Source organism: Brevibacillus composti (genome assembly GCF_016406105.1).
GTDB classification, from domain to species: Bacteria; Bacillota; Bacilli; order Brevibacillales; family Brevibacillaceae; genus Brevibacillus; species Brevibacillus composti.
The window spans coordinates 2,125,163-2,140,972 of sequence record NZ_CP066308.1; the positions used below are offsets into that span (position 1 = coordinate 2,125,163).

Here is a 15,810-nt window from a genome sequence, read left to right on the forward strand (position 1 = left end):
CAAGGAATCTATTTCCTTGGAAGGAGATTGGTGAAACCCGATTCAGCTTAGGGATGGCCATATGTGATAGGTTTACTCTTAAATCATCGGCTCAAGATAGGTTACTCTCTTACCCCGTTGCGTAGCGTATTCAATTTCTTTTCTGGTGCTTTCGCCAATGTACCCGTCTACATTGATAACAAAGATCTCGTCTGACATATCGATTTTGTGAAAGTGAAGCCATTCAAAGAGTTGAACTTGTTCTTCGGTTACTTCAATATGATCGCTTTGCTCGAAAAAACCTAAACTAAGCACAATTCTGCCTTTCAGGGTCAAGTTCGCTTCTGCTTCTCGGAATTGTTTCTTGAATTTTGTTGAACCACATAGAGTTACTACTTTTGGTTTCTGGTGTTGACGAAAGTCGTTCATAAAGGTTCACCTATTCCTAGAATATTTACGATAAAGTCGCACCCATTCTCGGTTTCCAAAATGAAAATTGGCGCTGTTTGACCAAGTTCGATCCCGAAATATACAGCCCCTTCTTTGGCTGAACGAATCGGTTTACGGTGCTTGATGATTTCATATGCCATCTCATTTTCTTGCAGAAGGTGTTGGATATCGGGCATGCATAACTCCTTAAACTTTTTGGATATTGTATCACAACTGGACAACGCGCTCCTAACAGAATTTTACAAAATATGAACAGAAGTCGGTAATCGCAAAAGAAGTGAGGGTAACTGACTTCCCTCACTTCTCGCTAGAATTATCTTTTTCCGGCCAATACGGGAAATAGCCTCCACCTTTCGCACGTCCTGGCCTGTGACATGTCTGAACAGGATCGTGATCGCTTCTTCGGGGATTCCGTTATCCGTCAGCACTTTTGAAAAACCCTTGGCTATCTGACGTTTTTGATTTTCTTCTAAGGGGCCAATCGTAATGTCAATGGTGGGCATCAGGTACACAGCCTTTCGTTATTTTTTTCAATATTTGTTCGATTCATTGATGCGATTTCCCTTCGGTAAGGGAAAGAAATAGAAATGAATAACGGCGATTACAAGAAAAGCCTCCCACATCGATTACGGCTTGGGTTGGACTGATCAGGGGCATATTACATTGATCTCATGTGCGACACGAATGGCGGATTGAATTGCCCCCTGAATCCACCCATGCTCATCAGAAGCATGTTCGCCTGCAAAATGAACTCTGCCTTCTGGAGTAGAAATGTATGGGCCTATATTCGTTTCTTGTAACGGTTTGAACAAGCTAAAGGCTCCTGCGGAAAACGGGTGAAGCGCCCAATTATGAGCATATCCAGTGACAAAGGTTTTGTACACAACATCACCGAATATGCGTGACATCTCTTTAAGCACCATCATCACTTGTTCTTCCTTGGACATGCTAATCCAAGGCAAAGCGTCATCTTCCCATGTATAGCTAGCCAAGACAACTCCGCCTTGGTCCCCGTAGCGATGACTAGGGTAATAAGAAAGCCGAATGGGTAAATCTGTAACACTTTGGCCCCCATATAAACCATGTTCTTCCCAGAATCTGCGCGAAAATTGAACACCTATTTTCGTCGAGGATACGTAATGAAGCTGACGAATAGCCTTCCTAATATTTTTGTGTAAATACGGAAGAAAGGCGTTCGGAAGTTTATCAAAACCACCGGTTATTTCGTAAAACCGAGTAGAGGGAGCCGAGAATCTCGAGGAAGGAAAGCTCCGGAAATCCTTCGAAACCGGTGAGTACATTGATCAAATTGACCGCTGCTGGAGATAATGACGGGCCTACAGGGTTGTTTCGCATAAAAAGTTCCATCGAATATTGATCATACGCTTTTTGATGATCATCGGCCAATGCTTCTCTGGGTCTTGCAAAATAAAATCTTTCATATATCCACCGACGTGTCTTGACGCCATTAACGTAAAAAATATCATTTGGCGTAAAATTTATAAACTCGCTGAGAGGGAGACGAAATTTGGAGATGTACTCCATCGTGAGAGGGTGGGTGCTGGGTATCCGCATCGCGCCAGCCTCCATGTACTGGCCATGACCGAAAGGAGAACGAAGCGTGAGTACCCTGCCTCCAACCCGTTCGGAGGCTTCAAGGATCGTTACTTGATGTCCGGCTTCTTTAAGCAAGCTGGCCGAAACAAGTCCTGCCATGCCTGCTCCTACAATCACGATGTTTTTGGGAGTGGACGTTTTGGGTAACCCATTTCTGATGTAAGAAATCATCTGTGCTTGCGTTAGTGAAGAGTCATTGATCATTTTCATCCCCTAGAGAATCACTTTTTGACCATATGTTATACAGGGATTAGCCCAGAGGTGATGCGTGGGAGAGACTGGCGCCAATTACGATAAAATAGAAAAGCCCCCTCGAAGGGAGCCAAACGATTCTCTTCGCCATGGAAATGGCAGCACGGGCTAGCGAATGTTTACTATCCAGACAAATATTGAGCGCGGTAGGTCTCTATGATCCGATGCTCCATTTTCTCTATGGCGGGAGTATTGATTTCGGAGCACATCCGTTCGTAATCTTCTTTCGAAATCTGGTACAAAGGACGGTGTGGATCCTGTCGTATCATGGCGATCCTCAAAAAGGTAGAAGGATGGGTGGTATCCAAGCTCATGTCGCTTTTTTCCAGGATTCGCAGGATTCTCGTTTTTTCTTTTTCCGGCACCGATGAAAACGTGTCAAGCAAGCGTTCCCACATGTTAGCGTTTTGTTTTTGCAGAGTGAGTTTTCCCACGACCATTTTATACACATGATCGAGGTGAACGGTCTGTAGCATCGAGATCATCGCATCACTCCCCGCAAGTTGCGCAGCTATACGATCCGCCTCGTATTCAGCCCGCTGACTTTGATTCCAAAAGAGATGGATGAGGAGATATAACAGACTGTAGGGAATCCAAAAGAGGATTCGCATGATCCCATTGGTGATGAGATGCAATAAGCCCGATTCGTTTTCATGCTTGTCAGGATTCAACATGTCACTCCAGTTAATGAGAATGCGACAGGCATGGGCGACCCATCCGCTTCGCCTGATGTCTCTGTTTCGGCAATGTGCCAATTCATGGGCAACAAGAGCAGTCATTTCTTCGGCCGTACATGCAAAGAAGAGGGGATAACCGATGACAACGACTGGTGTTCTACGCCAACCGATTTCCGTGATATATGCCTCAAAATTGGGGGAAAGAGCATACTGGATAGGTTGGTCAATTCCCATCTCTTTTGCAATATGGTTAAAAATTTTGTGTATCTGAGGATGGCTAGCAGCAGCAAGACTCATTACCTGCTTGGATAATCGGTTGGGACGTGGACGTGACAGCCATGATATCAATAGAATCAACACACAAATGAAAATGATCAGAGGACTGTTGTTCCACTTGATAAGTCCGTACACACCTGCCACCAATCCCGCAAGCGAGAATCCGATGATAAGCAGAGATAGTAGCGTGGCGATCCGCTCGCTCGTTCCCTTTTTGGCAAACGGGTTCGGTTGCTTTTGAATGTCTTCGAACAGCGCACGTCCATACGTGTCGCGCGTGTGTGATGTCATGTTCTCGGTTGCAGGATATCGGAGAGTTCTGCAGAAAGAAGTGTGAGGAAAATAGTGGAAAACAGGGAGCGGATCTACTTCATGGCAAGCGGGGTGGGACTATGCATATCTTTATACTCATGAATATCGTCCTTTTTTCACTTTTTGCGCTAAGTTTCATTTTATTTGGCCGTTGGCTGCATAGTGAAAGAGAGGACAAATGGAAGTTGCTAGCGGCTTCTCTGGCAGTGCTCCTCTTTTCACTTCTGGCTCTCTGGTATTATACCGATTAGGGACGAAGTAGAGGGGCAAGCGCAAAAGAAAAAGCACCCAAAACGGGTGCTGCACGTACAATCTCTATCGGTTCACGTTCTGTCTGGCAGAACGGTTATTCATCTGGAACACTCTCTGCGGACCATTCATCCACTGACCAATCATCCCTTTACCAGCTGGCTTTTTTCACACCAGGGATTGGTCCCAGGTAGGCCAGCTCGCGGAAACAGATCCGGCACAGCTTGAATTTACGAAGCACCGAGTGGGGACGACCGCATCGCTCACAGCGGGTATAAGCGCGAACGCTAAATTTCGGCTGGCGCTGTTGTTTTACGAGCTTCGATTTCTTTGCCATACGACCTCCTTGATTTTTATAAGATTCCTGCCGACATCTGTTCGGCAAGTCTTTTATTCTAACACGGGACGAGGGATCGACACAGTGGAAACGGCTGGGCAAATCGTCGGTGCTGCACCTCTGCCCCTGCCTCTATCCTTGGCAATTTCTGCATAGCAGGGCAGACCGATGGACAATCTAGAAGCGAAAAGAAAGGGATGGAGGTCGCTTACGCATGGATGTCAACAGAAATGAGGACGGGACAGCCGTTACCGGCGTCGGAGGCTCGCATGACAAGCGTTTTGCCGAAGGGGAGAACGAAAACACCCTGACCAACCGGCAAGGTCATCTCATCACGGACAATCAAAATGTGCGGACGGTGGGAAACAGAGGACCCACGACCTTGGAGAACTACCACTTCCTGGAGAAAATCTCCCATTTTGACCGCGAGCGGATTCCCGAGAGGGTCGTGCACGCCAGAGGCGCAGGAGCGCACGGCTATTTTGAAGCCTACGGAAAAGTGGGTGACGAGCCGGTGTCCAAATATACCAGGGCCAAGCTCTTTCAGGAGGCAGGCAAGCGAACCCCTGTCTTCGTTCGTTTTTCCACGGTGATTGGCGGCGCGCATTCTCCGGAAACGCTCCGTGATCCGCGCGGCTTTGCCGTGAAATTTTATACCGAGGATGGAAACTGGGATCTGGTCGGAAACAATTTGAAGATTTTCTTTATCCGGGATCCGTTAAAATTTCCGGACATGGTGCACGCCTTCAAACCGGACCCGGTCACCAATCTGCCTGATCCGGAGCGGATGTTTGATTTCGTCAGCCAGTCGCCTGAAGCGACCCATATGATCACCTTTTTGTTCTCCCCGTGGGGTATTCCCGCCAACTATCGGCAAATGCAAGGGTCGGGCGTGAACACCTACAAATGGGTCAATCAGGATGGCGAGGCGGTGCTGGTCAAATACCACTGGGAGCCGAAGCAGGGAATCCGGAATCTGCTGCAAAAAGAGGCAAACCAAATTCAGGCGACCAACTATAATCACGCCACCCAGGATCTCTACAAAGCGATTGAACAAGGAAATTATCCGGAATGGGAGCTCTTGGTCCAGATCATGAGCGACGGTGAGCATCCCGAACTGGATTACGATCCGCTCGACCCGACCAAGCTGTGGGATCCCAAGCAGTTTCCCTTCCTGCCCGTCGGAAAGATGGTGTTGAACAAAAATCCGGAGAACGACTTTGCCGAAGTGGAGCAAGCGGCATTTGGCACAGGTGTGCTCGTGGATGGTTTGGACTTCTCCGATGACAAGCTGCTGCAGGGGCGCACCTTCTCCTATTCCGATACCCAGCGGTACCGTGTCGGAACCAATTATCTGCAGCTGCCGATCAATGCGCCGAAAAAGCATGTGGCGACCAATCAACGGGGCGGGCAGATGGAGTACCGAGTCGACATGGCACCGGGACAAAATCCCCACGTCGATTATGAACCGTCGACACTGGGTGGACTGACCGAAGCCCCCAAGCGCGGAAAGGATCACGAGCCGTATTACGAGGCCCGGCTGGTGCGGCAAAAAATCGAACGCGCCAATGATTTTGCCCAGGCAGGCGAGACCTATCGCGCTTTTGACGAAGTAGAGAAAAATGAATTGATCGCCAATCTCGTGGACGCGCTGAAGATCTGTCAGCCTCAGATTCAGGAAAAGATGGTGGAGTATTTTACGAAAGCCGATCCCGAGTACGGCAGACGCGTGCGCGAAGGGCTGGAAAAAGCGAAGCAGGACATGCAGGCGCATACCAGCTCGGCGGCATCAGACCAGGCGATGGAACAAGCAGAGAAGATGGGACATAAATCAGACGGCTATTAGTGCGCTGGAAGCGACAATGGCAGCGACAACCGACACGAAAAATGGCTTTCACCAGACCCTTCCCGTATGAGGTACGGAAGGGTCATTCCATATGTGCATGGATGGGCAACAGGGCGGGTACGGGATGGTCCAGTTAAATCGAAGAGGAAGCGAGAGTGGTATTTCCGATGAAAAGAGGGATTGGGTACGTTCTGATGATCATCGTCGTCGCATTGGTGACGTTCTTTGGGCTGGGTCCGATTTTGTTCGCTGACGGTACGATCGGGGAGAGAGGGGTTACGTTTCTGGTCGTGCTGATTATCTATCTGCTGCTGTTTTTTGCTTGGCGTACATGGCTGCGGAAATAGAGAAAGACTTCCCGCCGGTACAGTCCGATGGCTGTACGGGAGAGAAGCCTTTCGCCTGATCAGGTTATTCTCGGGATCAGGTATTTTGTCGGTCGGGCTGGTCGATTCTGCCCAGAATGCGGTGGAAGAAAAACTCCGCGATACCGAGGATGGCTACCGTAAACAGAATTTCGCCCAGATTGAGATCCCAATTGAAAATGACCGCCACCGCCCACAGGTAGACAGCCGCCAAAATCGCGTCCGAGATGGTGGCCACCAAATTATTCGACGCGCGCAAAATAAATTGGTCGCCGATAAAATAGGCGATAATGGTCAAGCCCACGGAGGCGAGGATGCTTTGCCAGATGGTGATCTCCGTAAACCAGTATAGTAGCGGGATTAAAACGATGCCGTTCAAGACCAGCTTTAGCAAAAAGCGGTTCATTCCATTCACTCCTTTGTATGGATGATTACGGATATTATGTCCGTTTCCCCCGCGAGGTTATGCGGCATCTTTTCCTCTCGTCCACTTCGAGCCGCTATTTTTTCTTGCTACGAGGAGATGGAATTCGTCGCGCGACGCGGATACGGCTCTTCCCCTCTTTGCAAGGGGGATCTGGCACCACAAGAATTTACAGGCAGTATTGGAAATTCTGATATAATGGAAGCAGATTTGCGTGAGCCCGAAAAACATAGTCTGCCCCGTCGACTCCGGTGATTGTGGCGAAGCGACCGCGTTGCCCCCTCTACCTCAAAAGGACGTGCCACCACGCATTTTGGGTCGACAGCAAGACGCTCGATCGACGGCGAGATCTCTTTTGGTTAATTTTGGAAAAACCTTAGCATAGAAGCATGGATAAAAACGTATGTATGGACGGATGGCAACCGGCCATATAGCAAGGAGGAGCGGGTAATATGGGGATTTTCGATGGCTTTCTGGGAAATGCGTCGGAAATGAATACGGCCGAGGTGCAGAAAGAGTTTGGACATGTTTTGGCCAAAACCGAACAGGTGGAAGCCGCCTATAAATTGATCCGTGATCTGTTTATCTTTACGAATAAGCGCCTGATTCTGGTCGATCGCCAAGGGATAACCGGCAAAAAAGTGGAGTACCATTCGATTCCGTACAAAAGCATCACTCATTTCAGCATTGAGACGGCCGGTCACTTTGACCTGGACGCCGAACTGAAAATCTGGGTCTCGGGAAAAGCGGAGCCGATTCAAAAGCAGTTTACAAAAAGCCTGAACATTTACGCGGTACAAAGTGTGCTCGCCGAGTACGTGCTGCGGTAGAACGAGCAGCATGAAAAACACCTCCACAATCGTGAAGGTGACGGACTTTCAGATCTCCAGCTTTCTGCTCTCTTCGGCTGCTTCGCCCTGGTCCGGGGTGGGAAACATCTGGTATTCATGCCGCTTGTCAATCTCGCTCTCATCCAGCGTAGATTTGACCGTGTGCACCTGATCATGCCCTGCGCCGGGGCGCTGCTCTCGCTTTTGATCCGCCATGGGGATTTCACCTCCTCAACGATTTACAGTGTGCGAGCAGGCGTCTTGTTATTCAGGCAAATCTTCCTAGTGCAGATGTAAGCATAGAGCATCTTGTGGTTTCCCAAGAGCGGCCATTCCCTAAGGAAATATGACTGTTTTCATGCAAATTTGTAACATTGGACAAGCTTTCTCCTGTCTAGAGGGTAACGTCGCATCACAACACTACCCCTCAGCCGCCCGGACCTGGGCGGTCTTTTTTTTACCATTCAGTAAGATTCAGAAATTTTGAAACGAAAAGGATGGAGGAGCGTATAAAGACATGAGGATCAGAAAATGAAAAGGAGACGAGAATGGAAACTCAAAATGTAACCAAATTAAATCCCAAAATGGGGACGCCCAAAGCGATCATTACCATTGTTCTAGCTCTTCTTGTCGGTTTTCTCGTGTTTCAATCTGTCACGATTATTCAGGCAGGCCATCGTGGTGTCGTTCTGCAATTGGGGGCCGTTCAGCCACAGGTCTTTGAAGAAGGTCTTCATTTCCGTATCCCGTTTATTCAGACAGTGGTGCCGATGGAAGTGCGGGTGCAGAAATCGGAGACCAGCCAGACCTCAGCCTCCCGCGATTTACAGACGGTTGCGACCACGATTGCCGTCAACCATCATCTGGACGCCAACAGTGTAAACAAGCTGTATCAAGAAGTAGGAATGGATTACGCCACGCGGATTGTCGATCCGGCGATAGCGGAGGCCCTGAAGGCCGTCACCGCACAGTACACGGCGGAAGAGCTGATCTCCAAGCGCTCCGAAGTAAGCACCAAGGTAAAAGAGGTGCTCGCCGCTAAGCTCTCTTCCTACTATATTATCTTGGATGAAATCAACATCCGTGAATTCAAATTCAGCGAAGAGTTTGACCGGGCGATCGAAGCGAAGCAGGTAGCGGAGCAGCAAGCGCTCAAATCCAAGCTGGATCTGGAGCGGATCAAGATCGAGAAAGAGCAGGAAATAACGAAAGCCCAGGCCCAGGCCGAAGCGCTGCGCCTGCAAAAGCAGGAAGTGACGCCCGAGCTGATCCAGCTGAGACAGATCGAAGCGCAGTTGGAAGCGATCCGCCGCTGGGACGGCAAACTTCCGAACGTTACGGGGGGAGCCACGCCCTTTATCAACGTAGATAACAAATAAGCAAATGGATCTGGCCCTTTGGCGGGAAACCGTCGAAGGGTTTTTTTGCGGAAGACGGGACCTACCCGGGATAAGCCGTACCGTCTCCGCGAAACAGCTTGCGCACCATCTCATACAATCTGCCTGACATGCTGGGAAAGACGATGGTATACCGATCGGCCCCATCCCTGAGCAAAGCCACGGGGGGTTCGATGGTGTAGGGGATTTTCATTACATCCAGGATCTTCCGGTATTCCTCAACCTGCTGCTGGTCGACTTGATAATAAAATGATTTGTCCATCTAACCACGCTCCTTTCTCTCCATCATACCAAAGATGTCTTTCCCGCCAAAACGAAAAACAACCCTTCAATGAGGAAGGGTTGTGGCCGTTCAGGGAGAAGTTTCGTTCGTCTCGTCAGGTAACAGCTCGACGGCCGGTACAAAGTCGGGCTCCGTGCTCAGCGGCGCGGAGTAATCCGCCTCTTGCGGCGTAAAACCGGAAGACGCATGCACATTTTCCATAAAAGGTGCAGAGCCTTCGGCATGATAGATTGGCACGGGTTCGGGGCCAGCACGTCTGGCATACGGTTGGCGAGCCTTCGCAAAAATCGGGAGGTTCGATTCATGTGAAGCCGGTGTGAGCCTTTCACGAGGATGGTGGAGTGGGGCGTCAGGTTTTTGGCCAATAACCGGTGAAGCTGCAGAAGGCTCTTGCAATATCTGACCCTCTTTTTGGAGAGGCCGGAGCGGATGGCCGCCCGGTACGTAAATCTCGTGGAAGGGCCGAGGAGATAGAGTGCGTGAAGGCGTTTTCTCGAGGCGTAACGGCCGACGAGAGCGTGTCCCTTTCGCGTATACTTGCCGAGCTCCAGCATCGAGCCCAGCCCCGATCTGCCTCAGCACATTCAGCGCGGCCATTACAGCCGAGGGATTGGCGCTGTAAGTATCGTCGATGACGGTAATCTGATGGCGATGCCGGGTCACCGTCAGACGCCGCTTGGGGCGGGGATAGTTGAGAAGTCCGGACTGAATGTCCTGGGCGGCAAGTCCGAGTTGATGGCAGACTGCGATAGCCAGCAAGGCGTTTATGATATTATGCGTCCCCGGGATGGGGATGGAAAAGGAGACGTTCACCCCATTTAGAACACAGGTAAAGGTCAAGCCGGATGGGGTATGGCGAATGTTGCGTGCGGCATACATCGCGCGGCGTTTGATCCCCACGGTAATGATTCTTCCTCGAAAACGGCCGCGATATGGCTGCTTGCCGAATTGGCGAGTGTAGGGACAATCGGCATTGAGGAAAATGATGCCGTGTGGCTTCATATGGCGGATCAGCTCCGATTTGGCCATCGCCAGTCGGCGCTGGGAGCCGCCAAAATGGCCGAGATGGGCCGTACCGATATTGGTTATGATGCCGATTGACGGTTGGAAGATGCGGCAGTGCTGACGGAGGTTGCCCCGCCTGGGAATGCGGTATTCGAGGACCGCAGCCTTATGGGTCGGCCGTATGCGGCGGGCATGAGCACGGGTGTGCACCATGAGATTGCGGTTGGCGGGAGACTTGTAGACGGGCCATTTCCTCCGCAGGATGGAGGCGATCATTTCTTTCGTCGTCGTTTTGCCTGCACTGCCGGTCACTGCGATGATGATCGGTTTACGTTTCAAAACAGTCCGTTCCCTTCTTCTCCAGATGGAAGACAGCAATTTTTCATTGAAGAGAAAAGATGGCCGTTCCCCGATCGCTGCTATCGGCCGATGAGCAAAGAATAGAAATGCATAAGTTTCGAGCTGTTTCCTGTCCGATCAGTATCGACGACGACGGCAGCATTCCGGGGGGCAGCGGCGACAATGGTCCGGACAAAATCTGCGTCTGTAAGGGGGACGATAGTAATCTTGCTGTGCCGGCTGATAGGGACTTTGTGCAGACCAATACGGGCTTTGTGGGGACCATTGGGAACTCTGGCTGGATCCCTGCCCTGGGTACCTATACATGGACGTCATCCTCTCTGTGTTCATCATGTACTACCATACCTGTATATGCAGGTGTGGAAACAAGAGGATGGACGATTACCATCGTCTGGAAAAATAGGGCTGATAAGCAAATGACAGGCTAGAGTTGGTACTTTTCACAACGCGTCTATCTGATGCTTGATCACTCTTGTCAGTCCCTGATCAACCAAATGATAGGATAAGTCGATCAAGCCGAGCAGTTCCGGCTCCGGGATACTGCCGTCTACAGTGACGGTAATCCAATGCCGCTGATTGAGGTGGTAGCCCGGCACGATGGCCGGATACTGCTGCCGCAGGGCATCCGCCAGATCCGGCTCGCATTTGAGACCGATCTGGACGCCATTTTCATTTGCAGTCAGCAGGGCAAACATCTTGCCGCCTACTTTCATGACGTGGACATCATGGCCAAAGGGAAAATCCTCCGTCGCCCCTTTTTTGCCGAGGCAGTAGGATCGAAGTTCTTCCATAGGTCTACGCTTTTGATTTGACAGGCGATCTTTTGAATACGTCCCGTATCGACGAGGTCAAAAAACAATTGGGCAAGCCGACGGAGGAGGGCGTCAATCAGGTAGACGGAGGCTGGTTCCTCCTCTATCAGGCAGGCGACAATATGCTGATCCTGGATGCGGCCGATGCCCAGTCGCCCATTGAAAAGATCAGAGTGATCAACAAGAAGATGGTCGAAGAGAATCTGCAGAAGTTTTAAGGCAATGGTCAAAAAATTCGCTTAGCTTAAACGGACGTTTAACGCCTGTACTAGACGCGTACCGTGCAACCAAGGGGGTCCTGATAAACCAGCTTGAAAAACAGTCCGCCTCGCAAGTAGACTATCAAAGAGAGTAGGTTGACGCTGACAGACCTGTTTTCCTGCCGAAAGGATGTGTGCAAGGTGAATGATTACGTGGCTGCGATGAGAGCCAAGATCGGGCAGGATACTCTGCTGACGGTCGGCTGCGGATTTATCCTGGAGGATGAGGCGGGGAGGATTCTCCTGCAGCGGAGAAGGCACGTCGATATCTGGGTGATTCCCGGCGGCATTATGGAACTGGGTGAATTCGTTCTGGACGCCGCTTTGAGAGAAGTGAAGGAAGAGACGAATCTGACAGTTCTCCAGCCGGAGCTCTTTGGCATCTATTCCGGTCCGGAGGGGCTCGCTGCCTATGAAAATGGCGACAAGGTTTTCAGTCTGCAGATCATTTTTTATTCCCGGCACTATGAGGGTACGCTGAAGCAAACGGCGGACGACGAGAGCGCCATGCATGCCTTTTTCCACAGAGATGAGCTGCCGGACAATCTTAATCCGCATCAAGCCCGGTTCATTCTAGACTGGGCTCGGGGGGCAAATACCCCGGTCATCCGTTGACCCCGAGGCTTGATTCTCACCACTACCGGCAAAGGAGGTAACAGTATGGAACATCACAAAGCGATCGCTTCCCCAGAGGGTATGAAGCTGCTTGGACAGGTACGGGATATTTGTCGGCGTTTCCCTGAAGTCAGCGAACGTGTCGATGCCTTTGGTCATACGTCTTTTCGCGTTGGGGACAAGCCTTTTGTGATCATGGGTGAAAGCGGCGGGACCGCTTCGCTCTCGATTAAGACCCATTTGCATACCCAGGAACTCCTGCTTCATCAGGGAGGCTACACAAAAACCCCTTATGTGGGCCACCATGGCTGGGTGACCGTACAAGAGGGGGGGCCCTATCACTGGCCGGAAATCGAAAGTCTGATCGAAGAGGGCTATCTTCGAACCGCATCCAAACGACTGGTGAAAGCGTATCAAAGCCAAGAGGGGATGGCCCCCTAGAGGGCGGCGTCTGTCTGCGTTGGCTTGTGCAGATTCTTTTTGCGCAAGCGATGAGGCAGGTACAGCAGCAGGAAGAGCAAGATCGCGACGCCTTCTAATGAAAGAATATACCAAGGGTACGGCCCGAGGTAATCAAGCAGACTGGGATGGAGCGGTTTTCGCGAGATAAACATGTAGTTGCCGCCGGTGACGTGATTGACCCAGAGGACAAAGGGCAGCAGCAGATTTAAAAAGCCAAACGCCTTCCACATCGAACGAAGGGTGGGACGGTATTCCTCCACCCAGGTCATGAACAGGCAAGCCAGGATGATGGCCGCATGGGCCAGGAAAAAATGGAAAAAGATAAAATGGGGGTACGGGTAGAGCAAGTCGGGCGTCAACATCGCCTGAGAGGCGCCGCCCAGCCCCAGGAAATAGGTAATTTCGTAGACGCGGTACGAATAAGTCAGGAGCATGATGACAGACAGAAGCAGAGAGATGCTGCAGAGCTGCAAGGGCAGCGAATAGGCGAGCGTCCAATTCTCCGTCAGGATTTGCCACGACTGCACGGCGACTTCCGACAGGAGCAAGAAACCGGCCAGCGAATAGCGGATCAGTCCGTTTGCGAGCGGCGCCCGAATGTTCTGACGCGCCCGATAGAGCGCGAAGATGGCTGCCGCGAATAATACCAGCACCACGACATGGGAGAGCGAATAGGGAACAAAGGGCTCTCCGCTGGGTTGGCGGGAAAAATATGGAGACATCGGCGGGTTCCTCCCTGTATGCCTGGACGATTTAGTGTTCTGGATCTGCAACGGAATATTCCCCTATTGTAGGGAAAATGATGGCAAAAGAGAAGAGGGTGGTTCCATGAAAACAGCATTGCACCAAATCGCCTATCAAATTGGCATGCACCCGACAGAGATGGCCAGACTGGTGCAGGAAGGCGAGATTACGGGGGAGGTTCCTGGAGGAAATCCGCAGTCCAGGGAGGCCTGGGTCGATTTGCATTCGCTGCGCAATTTTATCCAATGGCGCCATGACCAAAAACGCTTGGAAGAGGCGATGTATCTCAAAGCGATACGCCATATCGACCGGGCTTTGCGCGGGTAGCTTTAGCTTTATGAGGACGCCATAGCCCGTCCATCACAGAATAGAAATGGGGAAAAGCGCATGGAGATTATCTATTGTCTGGTGCCGAAACACTATTGGGAGAAATGGGCCGAAAACGAATACTATCTGCCGCGCGATTACGAACAGGAGGGCTTTATCCATGCCACCAAGGGCGACGATCTGCTGACCAAGGTAGCGGGCCGCGTCTACGGTGACACGAACGATGAGCTGTATGTGCTGGTGATCGATGAGCAAAAGGTGACAGCTCCGATCAAATACGAAAAGGCCAAGGACGGTCTCCTCTATCCGCATATTTACGGCAAACTGAATACAGATGCCATCGCCGAGATCCGGCAGATGGTAAAAATCGACGGCAAATGGGCCATCGGCGATCGCGTAGACAGCCATACATAAAGACCCGCGACATCGAGCAAAATGGTAAGGACTCGGGAAACAAACTGCAAAGGAGTGTGCCCCATGGCCAAACCTGACAATCGCTCGGACAATGTGGACAAACTGCAAAACATGATCGAGAACAGCATGGAAAACATCCGGGAAACCCGTGATTACCTGAAGGCGCATGCAGGTGAAATCTCTGCCGAAGAGAAAGCCAGCCTGGAGCAGAAGAACGAGCGCCGGGAAGAAAGCATCGAAGGCTTTCGCTCCGAGATCAAGGATGAGATTTCTGACAGGATGTAGGGCACCTCGCGCTTGCCGGTTTGACGGCAGGCGTTTTTTCATAGAGATGATTTGTTCCGCGAAACATGGTAATCTGATAGAGTAACCCATTACAGTGAGGAGAACGACCGCCATGAAAAGACCAGAAGATACACGTGTCGTCGTCGGCATGTCTGGAGGGGTCGATTCTTCCGTGACAGCCTACCTGTTAAAGCAACAGGGGTATGATGTGATCGGCATCTTCATGAAAAACTGGGACGATACCGACGAATTCGGCCACTGCACAGCGGAAGAAGACTTTCAAGACGTCAGACGCGTATGCGATCAAATCGGCATTCCGTACTATACAGTCAATTTTGAAAAAGAATACATGGAAAAGGTATTCCAGTACTTCCTCGACGAATACCGCCGGGGACGTACGCCCAATCCGGATGTCATGTGCAACCGGGAGATCAAATTTGGCGAGCTGCTCGCCAAGGTAATGGATTTGGGCGCCGACTATATCGCGACAGGCCATTATGCTCAGGTGAAGTTCCTGGACGGCGAGTACAAGCTGCTCCGCGGCAAAGACACCAACAAGGACCAGACCTATTTTCTCAACGCCTTGAATCAAAACCAGCTCTCCAAAACGATGTTCCCCATCGGCCATTTGAGCAAGCCGGAGGTGCGGGAGATCGCGATTCAAGCGGGACTCGCCACAGCGAAGAAAAAAGACAGCACAGGGATTTGCTTTATCGGGGAGCGCAACTTCCGCGAGTTTTTGCAAAACTACTTGCCTGCAAGGCCCGGAGACATCGAATCCGTGGACGGGGATGTCATCGGCCGGCACGACGGGCTGATGTACTACACGCTCGGACAGCGGCAAGGCCTCGGGATCGGCGGCGGGCATGGCAAGACGGGACAGCCGTGGTTTGTGGTAGACAAAGACCTGGAGCGCAATGTGCTGATCGTGGCAGAGGGTTCGGATCATCCGCGGATGTATTCGACCAGTCTCATCTCCACGGACGTCAACTGGATCAGCGACAAGAAACCGACCTCGTCGTTTGCCTGCACAGCCAAATTCCGTTACCGCCAGCCTGATCAGCAGGTGACGGTGCATCTTCGCGAGGACCAGACAGTGGAAGTCGTCTTTGACCAGCCGCAAAAGGCGGTTACACCCGGACAAGCCGTCGTCTTCTACAACGGCGAAGAATGTTTGGGCGGAGGAACCATTGACCAGGTGAGACCCATGGTCACCGGGAAATAACCAGAGG

The 15,810-nt window shown here is 51.1% G+C and carries 22 protein-coding genes and 1 pseudogene; 11 read left to right on the top strand and 12 right to left on the bottom strand.

Going from position 1 to position 15,810, the window contains the following annotated elements; translation table 11 throughout:
- Positions 1 to 78: 78 nt before the first annotated feature.
- From JD108_RS10965 to JD108_RS10990, 6 genes and pseudogenes are all read right to left on the bottom strand, one after another.
- A complete protein-coding gene (locus JD108_RS10965; RefSeq protein ID WP_198829840.1) occupies positions 79 to 408 on the bottom strand; it encodes a hypothetical protein in 330 nt (109 codons plus the stop codon).
- On the bottom strand, positions 405 to 605 hold the full coding sequence (locus tag JD108_RS10970) for a hypothetical protein (protein WP_198829841.1): 201 nt from the start codon (positions 603 to 605) through the stop codon (positions 405 to 407). Before JD108_RS10970 ends, JD108_RS10965 begins: the two co-directional genes overlap by 4 nt.
- Positions 606 to 668: 63 nt before the next feature.
- Complete coding sequence (locus tag JD108_RS10975) at positions 669 to 932, bottom strand: hypothetical protein (RefSeq protein WP_198829842.1); 264 nt, start codon at positions 930 to 932, stop codon at positions 669 to 671.
- 144 nt (positions 933 to 1,076) lie between these two features.
- Positions 1,077 to 2,250 (bottom strand): annotated as a pseudogene (locus tag JD108_RS10980) (flavin monoamine oxidase family protein).
- A gap of 170 nt (positions 2,251 to 2,420) precedes the next feature.
- The gene (locus JD108_RS10985; RefSeq protein WP_198829843.1) at positions 2,421 to 3,542 is read right to left on the bottom strand and encodes a M48 family metallopeptidase; all 1,122 of its coding nucleotides are present in this window, start codon (positions 3,540 to 3,542) and stop codon (positions 2,421 to 2,423) included.
- Between the two features lie 421 nt (positions 3,543 to 3,963).
- Positions 3,964 to 4,149: a type Z 30S ribosomal protein S14 gene (locus JD108_RS10990; RefSeq protein ID WP_198829844.1), complete on the bottom strand. Its 186-nt coding sequence runs from the start codon at positions 4,147 to 4,149 to the stop codon at positions 3,964 to 3,966.
- A gap of 214 nt (positions 4,150 to 4,363) precedes the next feature.
- Here JD108_RS10990 and JD108_RS10995 point away from each other — a divergent pair, with 214 nt between their 5' ends.
- The gene (locus JD108_RS10995; RefSeq protein ID WP_198829845.1) at positions 4,364 to 5,995 is read left to right on the top strand and encodes a catalase; all 1,632 of its coding nucleotides are present in this window, start codon (positions 4,364 to 4,366) and stop codon (positions 5,993 to 5,995) included.
- 167 nt (positions 5,996 to 6,162) lie between these two features.
- A complete protein-coding gene (locus JD108_RS11000; RefSeq protein ID WP_198829846.1) occupies positions 6,163 to 6,342 on the top strand; it encodes a DUF6954 family protein in 180 nt (59 codons plus the stop codon).
- Between the two features lie 76 nt (positions 6,343 to 6,418).
- On the opposite strand, the gene JD108_RS11005 is transcribed toward JD108_RS11000, so the two are convergent.
- Positions 6,419 to 6,766: a DUF2512 family protein gene (locus JD108_RS11005; protein WP_198829847.1), complete on the bottom strand. Its 348-nt coding sequence runs from the start codon at positions 6,764 to 6,766 to the stop codon at positions 6,419 to 6,421.
- A gap of 470 nt (positions 6,767 to 7,236) precedes the next feature.
- On the opposite strand from JD108_RS11005, the gene JD108_RS11010 reads away from it, so the two are divergent.
- Positions 7,237 to 7,614 carry a PH domain-containing protein gene (locus tag JD108_RS11010; RefSeq protein WP_198829848.1) on the top strand — a complete coding sequence of 126 codons (378 nt, stop codon included), beginning with the start codon at positions 7,237 to 7,239 and terminating at the stop codon, positions 7,612 to 7,614.
- 48 nt (positions 7,615 to 7,662) lie between these two features.
- On the opposite strand, the gene JD108_RS11015 is transcribed toward JD108_RS11010, so the two are convergent.
- Complete coding sequence (locus JD108_RS11015; RefSeq protein ID WP_198829849.1) at positions 7,663 to 7,830, bottom strand: hypothetical protein; 168 nt, start codon at positions 7,828 to 7,830, stop codon at positions 7,663 to 7,665.
- A gap of 332 nt (positions 7,831 to 8,162) precedes the next feature.
- Between JD108_RS11015 and JD108_RS11020 the strand changes: the two genes are divergently transcribed.
- Complete coding sequence (locus tag JD108_RS11020) at positions 8,163 to 8,993, top strand: prohibitin family protein (RefSeq protein ID WP_198829850.1); 831 nt, start codon at positions 8,163 to 8,165, stop codon at positions 8,991 to 8,993.
- A 61-nt stretch (positions 8,994 to 9,054) separates the two neighbouring features.
- On the opposite strand, the gene JD108_RS11025 is transcribed toward JD108_RS11020, so the two are convergent.
- From JD108_RS11025 to JD108_RS11035, 3 genes are all read right to left on the bottom strand, one after another.
- Entirely contained in the window at positions 9,055 to 9,273 is a 219-nt protein-coding gene (locus JD108_RS11025; protein ID WP_198829851.1) for a hypothetical protein, read from the bottom strand.
- A gap of 90 nt (positions 9,274 to 9,363) precedes the next feature.
- Positions 9,364 to 10,638, bottom strand: coding sequence for a UDP-N-acetylmuramoyl-tripeptide--D-alanyl-D-alanine ligase (locus JD108_RS22920; protein WP_323958417.1), 1,275 nt, complete (start codon positions 10,636 to 10,638; stop codon positions 9,364 to 9,366).
- A gap of 461 nt (positions 10,639 to 11,099) precedes the next feature.
- Positions 11,100 to 11,450 (bottom strand): MmcQ/YjbR family DNA-binding protein, encoded by a 351-nt coding sequence (locus JD108_RS11035; protein ID WP_198829852.1) that lies wholly within the window; start codon positions 11,448 to 11,450, stop codon positions 11,100 to 11,102.
- A 32-nt stretch (positions 11,451 to 11,482) separates the two neighbouring features.
- Between JD108_RS11035 and JD108_RS11040 the strand changes: the two genes are divergently transcribed.
- The 3 genes from JD108_RS11040 (at position 11,483) to JD108_RS11050 (ending at position 12,787) form a co-directional block, all read left to right on the top strand.
- Positions 11,483 to 11,689, top strand: coding sequence for a hypothetical protein (locus JD108_RS11040; protein ID WP_198829853.1), 207 nt, complete (start codon positions 11,483 to 11,485; stop codon positions 11,687 to 11,689).
- Between the two features lie 183 nt (positions 11,690 to 11,872).
- The gene (locus JD108_RS11045; RefSeq protein WP_228728384.1) at positions 11,873 to 12,346 is read left to right on the top strand and encodes an NUDIX hydrolase; all 474 of its coding nucleotides are present in this window, start codon (positions 11,873 to 11,875) and stop codon (positions 12,344 to 12,346) included.
- 45 nt (positions 12,347 to 12,391) lie between these two features.
- Positions 12,392 to 12,787 carry an MmcQ/YjbR family DNA-binding protein gene (locus tag JD108_RS11050; protein WP_198829854.1) on the top strand — a complete coding sequence of 132 codons (396 nt, stop codon included), beginning with the start codon at positions 12,392 to 12,394 and terminating at the stop codon, positions 12,785 to 12,787.
- On the opposite strand, the gene JD108_RS11055 is transcribed toward JD108_RS11050, so the two are convergent.
- The gene (locus tag JD108_RS11055; RefSeq protein ID WP_198829855.1) at positions 12,784 to 13,530 is read right to left on the bottom strand and encodes a YwaF family protein; all 747 of its coding nucleotides are present in this window, start codon (positions 13,528 to 13,530) and stop codon (positions 12,784 to 12,786) included. The genes JD108_RS11050 and JD108_RS11055 overlap by 4 nt on opposite strands.
- 106 nt (positions 13,531 to 13,636) lie before the next feature.
- Here JD108_RS11055 and JD108_RS11060 point away from each other — a divergent pair, with 106 nt between their 5' ends.
- The 4 genes from JD108_RS11060 (at position 13,637) to mnmA (ending at position 15,803) form a co-directional block, all read left to right on the top strand.
- Positions 13,637 to 13,879 (top strand): hypothetical protein, encoded by a 243-nt coding sequence (locus JD108_RS11060; RefSeq protein ID WP_198829856.1) that lies wholly within the window; start codon positions 13,637 to 13,639, stop codon positions 13,877 to 13,879.
- Between the two features lie 60 nt (positions 13,880 to 13,939).
- Complete coding sequence (locus tag JD108_RS11065; RefSeq protein ID WP_198829857.1) at positions 13,940 to 14,293, top strand: DUF952 domain-containing protein; 354 nt, start codon at positions 13,940 to 13,942, stop codon at positions 14,291 to 14,293.
- 63 nt (positions 14,294 to 14,356) lie between these two features.
- The gene (gene tlp, locus JD108_RS11070; RefSeq protein WP_198829858.1) at positions 14,357 to 14,578 is read left to right on the top strand and encodes a small acid-soluble spore protein Tlp; all 222 of its coding nucleotides are present in this window, start codon (positions 14,357 to 14,359) and stop codon (positions 14,576 to 14,578) included.
- A 112-nt stretch (positions 14,579 to 14,690) separates the two neighbouring features.
- The gene (gene mnmA, locus JD108_RS11075; RefSeq protein ID WP_198829859.1) at positions 14,691 to 15,803 is read left to right on the top strand and encodes a tRNA 2-thiouridine(34) synthase MnmA; all 1,113 of its coding nucleotides are present in this window, start codon (positions 14,691 to 14,693) and stop codon (positions 15,801 to 15,803) included.
- Positions 15,804 to 15,810 lie beyond the last annotated feature (7 nt).

What these genes read in the sequence shown, in the direction of transcription:
- JD108_RS10965 (WP_198829840.1), bottom strand. Translation starts at nt 408, where the DNA reads ATGAACGACTTTCGTCAACACCAGAAACCAAAAGTAGTAACTCTATGT.
- JD108_RS10970 (WP_198829841.1), bottom strand. Translation starts at nt 605, where the DNA reads ATGCCCGATATCCAACACCTTCTGCAAGAAAATGAGATGGCATATGAA.
- JD108_RS10975 (WP_198829842.1), bottom strand. Translation starts at nt 932, where the DNA reads ATGCCCACCATTGACATTACGATTGGCCCCTTAGAAGAAAATCAAAAA.
- JD108_RS10985 (WP_198829843.1), bottom strand. Translation starts at nt 3,542, where the DNA reads ATGACATCACACACGCGCGACACGTATGGACGTGCGCTGTTCGAAGAC.
- JD108_RS10990 (WP_198829844.1), bottom strand. Translation starts at nt 4,149, where the DNA reads ATGGCAAAGAAATCGAAGCTCGTAAAACAACAGCGCCAGCCGAAATTT.
- JD108_RS10995 (WP_198829845.1), top strand. Translation starts at nt 4,364, where the DNA reads ATGGATGTCAACAGAAATGAGGACGGGACAGCCGTTACCGGCGTCGGA.
- JD108_RS11000 (WP_198829846.1), top strand. Translation starts at nt 6,163, where the DNA reads ATGAAAAGAGGGATTGGGTACGTTCTGATGATCATCGTCGTCGCATTG.
- JD108_RS11005 (WP_198829847.1), bottom strand. Translation starts at nt 6,766, where the DNA reads ATGAACCGCTTTTTGCTAAAGCTGGTCTTGAACGGCATCGTTTTAATC.
- JD108_RS11010 (WP_198829848.1), top strand. Translation starts at nt 7,237, where the DNA reads ATGGGGATTTTCGATGGCTTTCTGGGAAATGCGTCGGAAATGAATACG.
- JD108_RS11015 (WP_198829849.1), bottom strand. Translation starts at nt 7,830, where the DNA reads ATGGCGGATCAAAAGCGAGAGCAGCGCCCCGGCGCAGGGCATGATCAG.
- JD108_RS11020 (WP_198829850.1), top strand. Translation starts at nt 8,163, where the DNA reads ATGGAAACTCAAAATGTAACCAAATTAAATCCCAAAATGGGGACGCCC.
- JD108_RS11025 (WP_198829851.1), bottom strand. Translation starts at nt 9,273, where the DNA reads ATGGACAAATCATTTTATTATCAAGTCGACCAGCAGCAGGTTGAGGAA.
- JD108_RS11035 (WP_198829852.1), bottom strand. Translation starts at nt 11,450, where the DNA reads ATGGAAGAACTTCGATCCTACTGCCTCGGCAAAAAAGGGGCGACGGAG.
- JD108_RS11050 (WP_198829854.1), top strand. Translation starts at nt 12,392, where the DNA reads ATGGAACATCACAAAGCGATCGCTTCCCCAGAGGGTATGAAGCTGCTT.
- JD108_RS11055 (WP_198829855.1), bottom strand. Translation starts at nt 13,530, where the DNA reads ATGTCTCCATATTTTTCCCGCCAACCCAGCGGAGAGCCCTTTGTTCCC.
- JD108_RS11060 (WP_198829856.1), top strand. Translation starts at nt 13,637, where the DNA reads ATGAAAACAGCATTGCACCAAATCGCCTATCAAATTGGCATGCACCCG.
- JD108_RS11065 (WP_198829857.1), top strand. Translation starts at nt 13,940, where the DNA reads ATGGAGATTATCTATTGTCTGGTGCCGAAACACTATTGGGAGAAATGG.
- tlp (WP_198829858.1), top strand. Translation starts at nt 14,357, where the DNA reads ATGGCCAAACCTGACAATCGCTCGGACAATGTGGACAAACTGCAAAAC.
- mnmA (WP_198829859.1), top strand. Translation starts at nt 14,691, where the DNA reads ATGAAAAGACCAGAAGATACACGTGTCGTCGTCGGCATGTCTGGAGGG.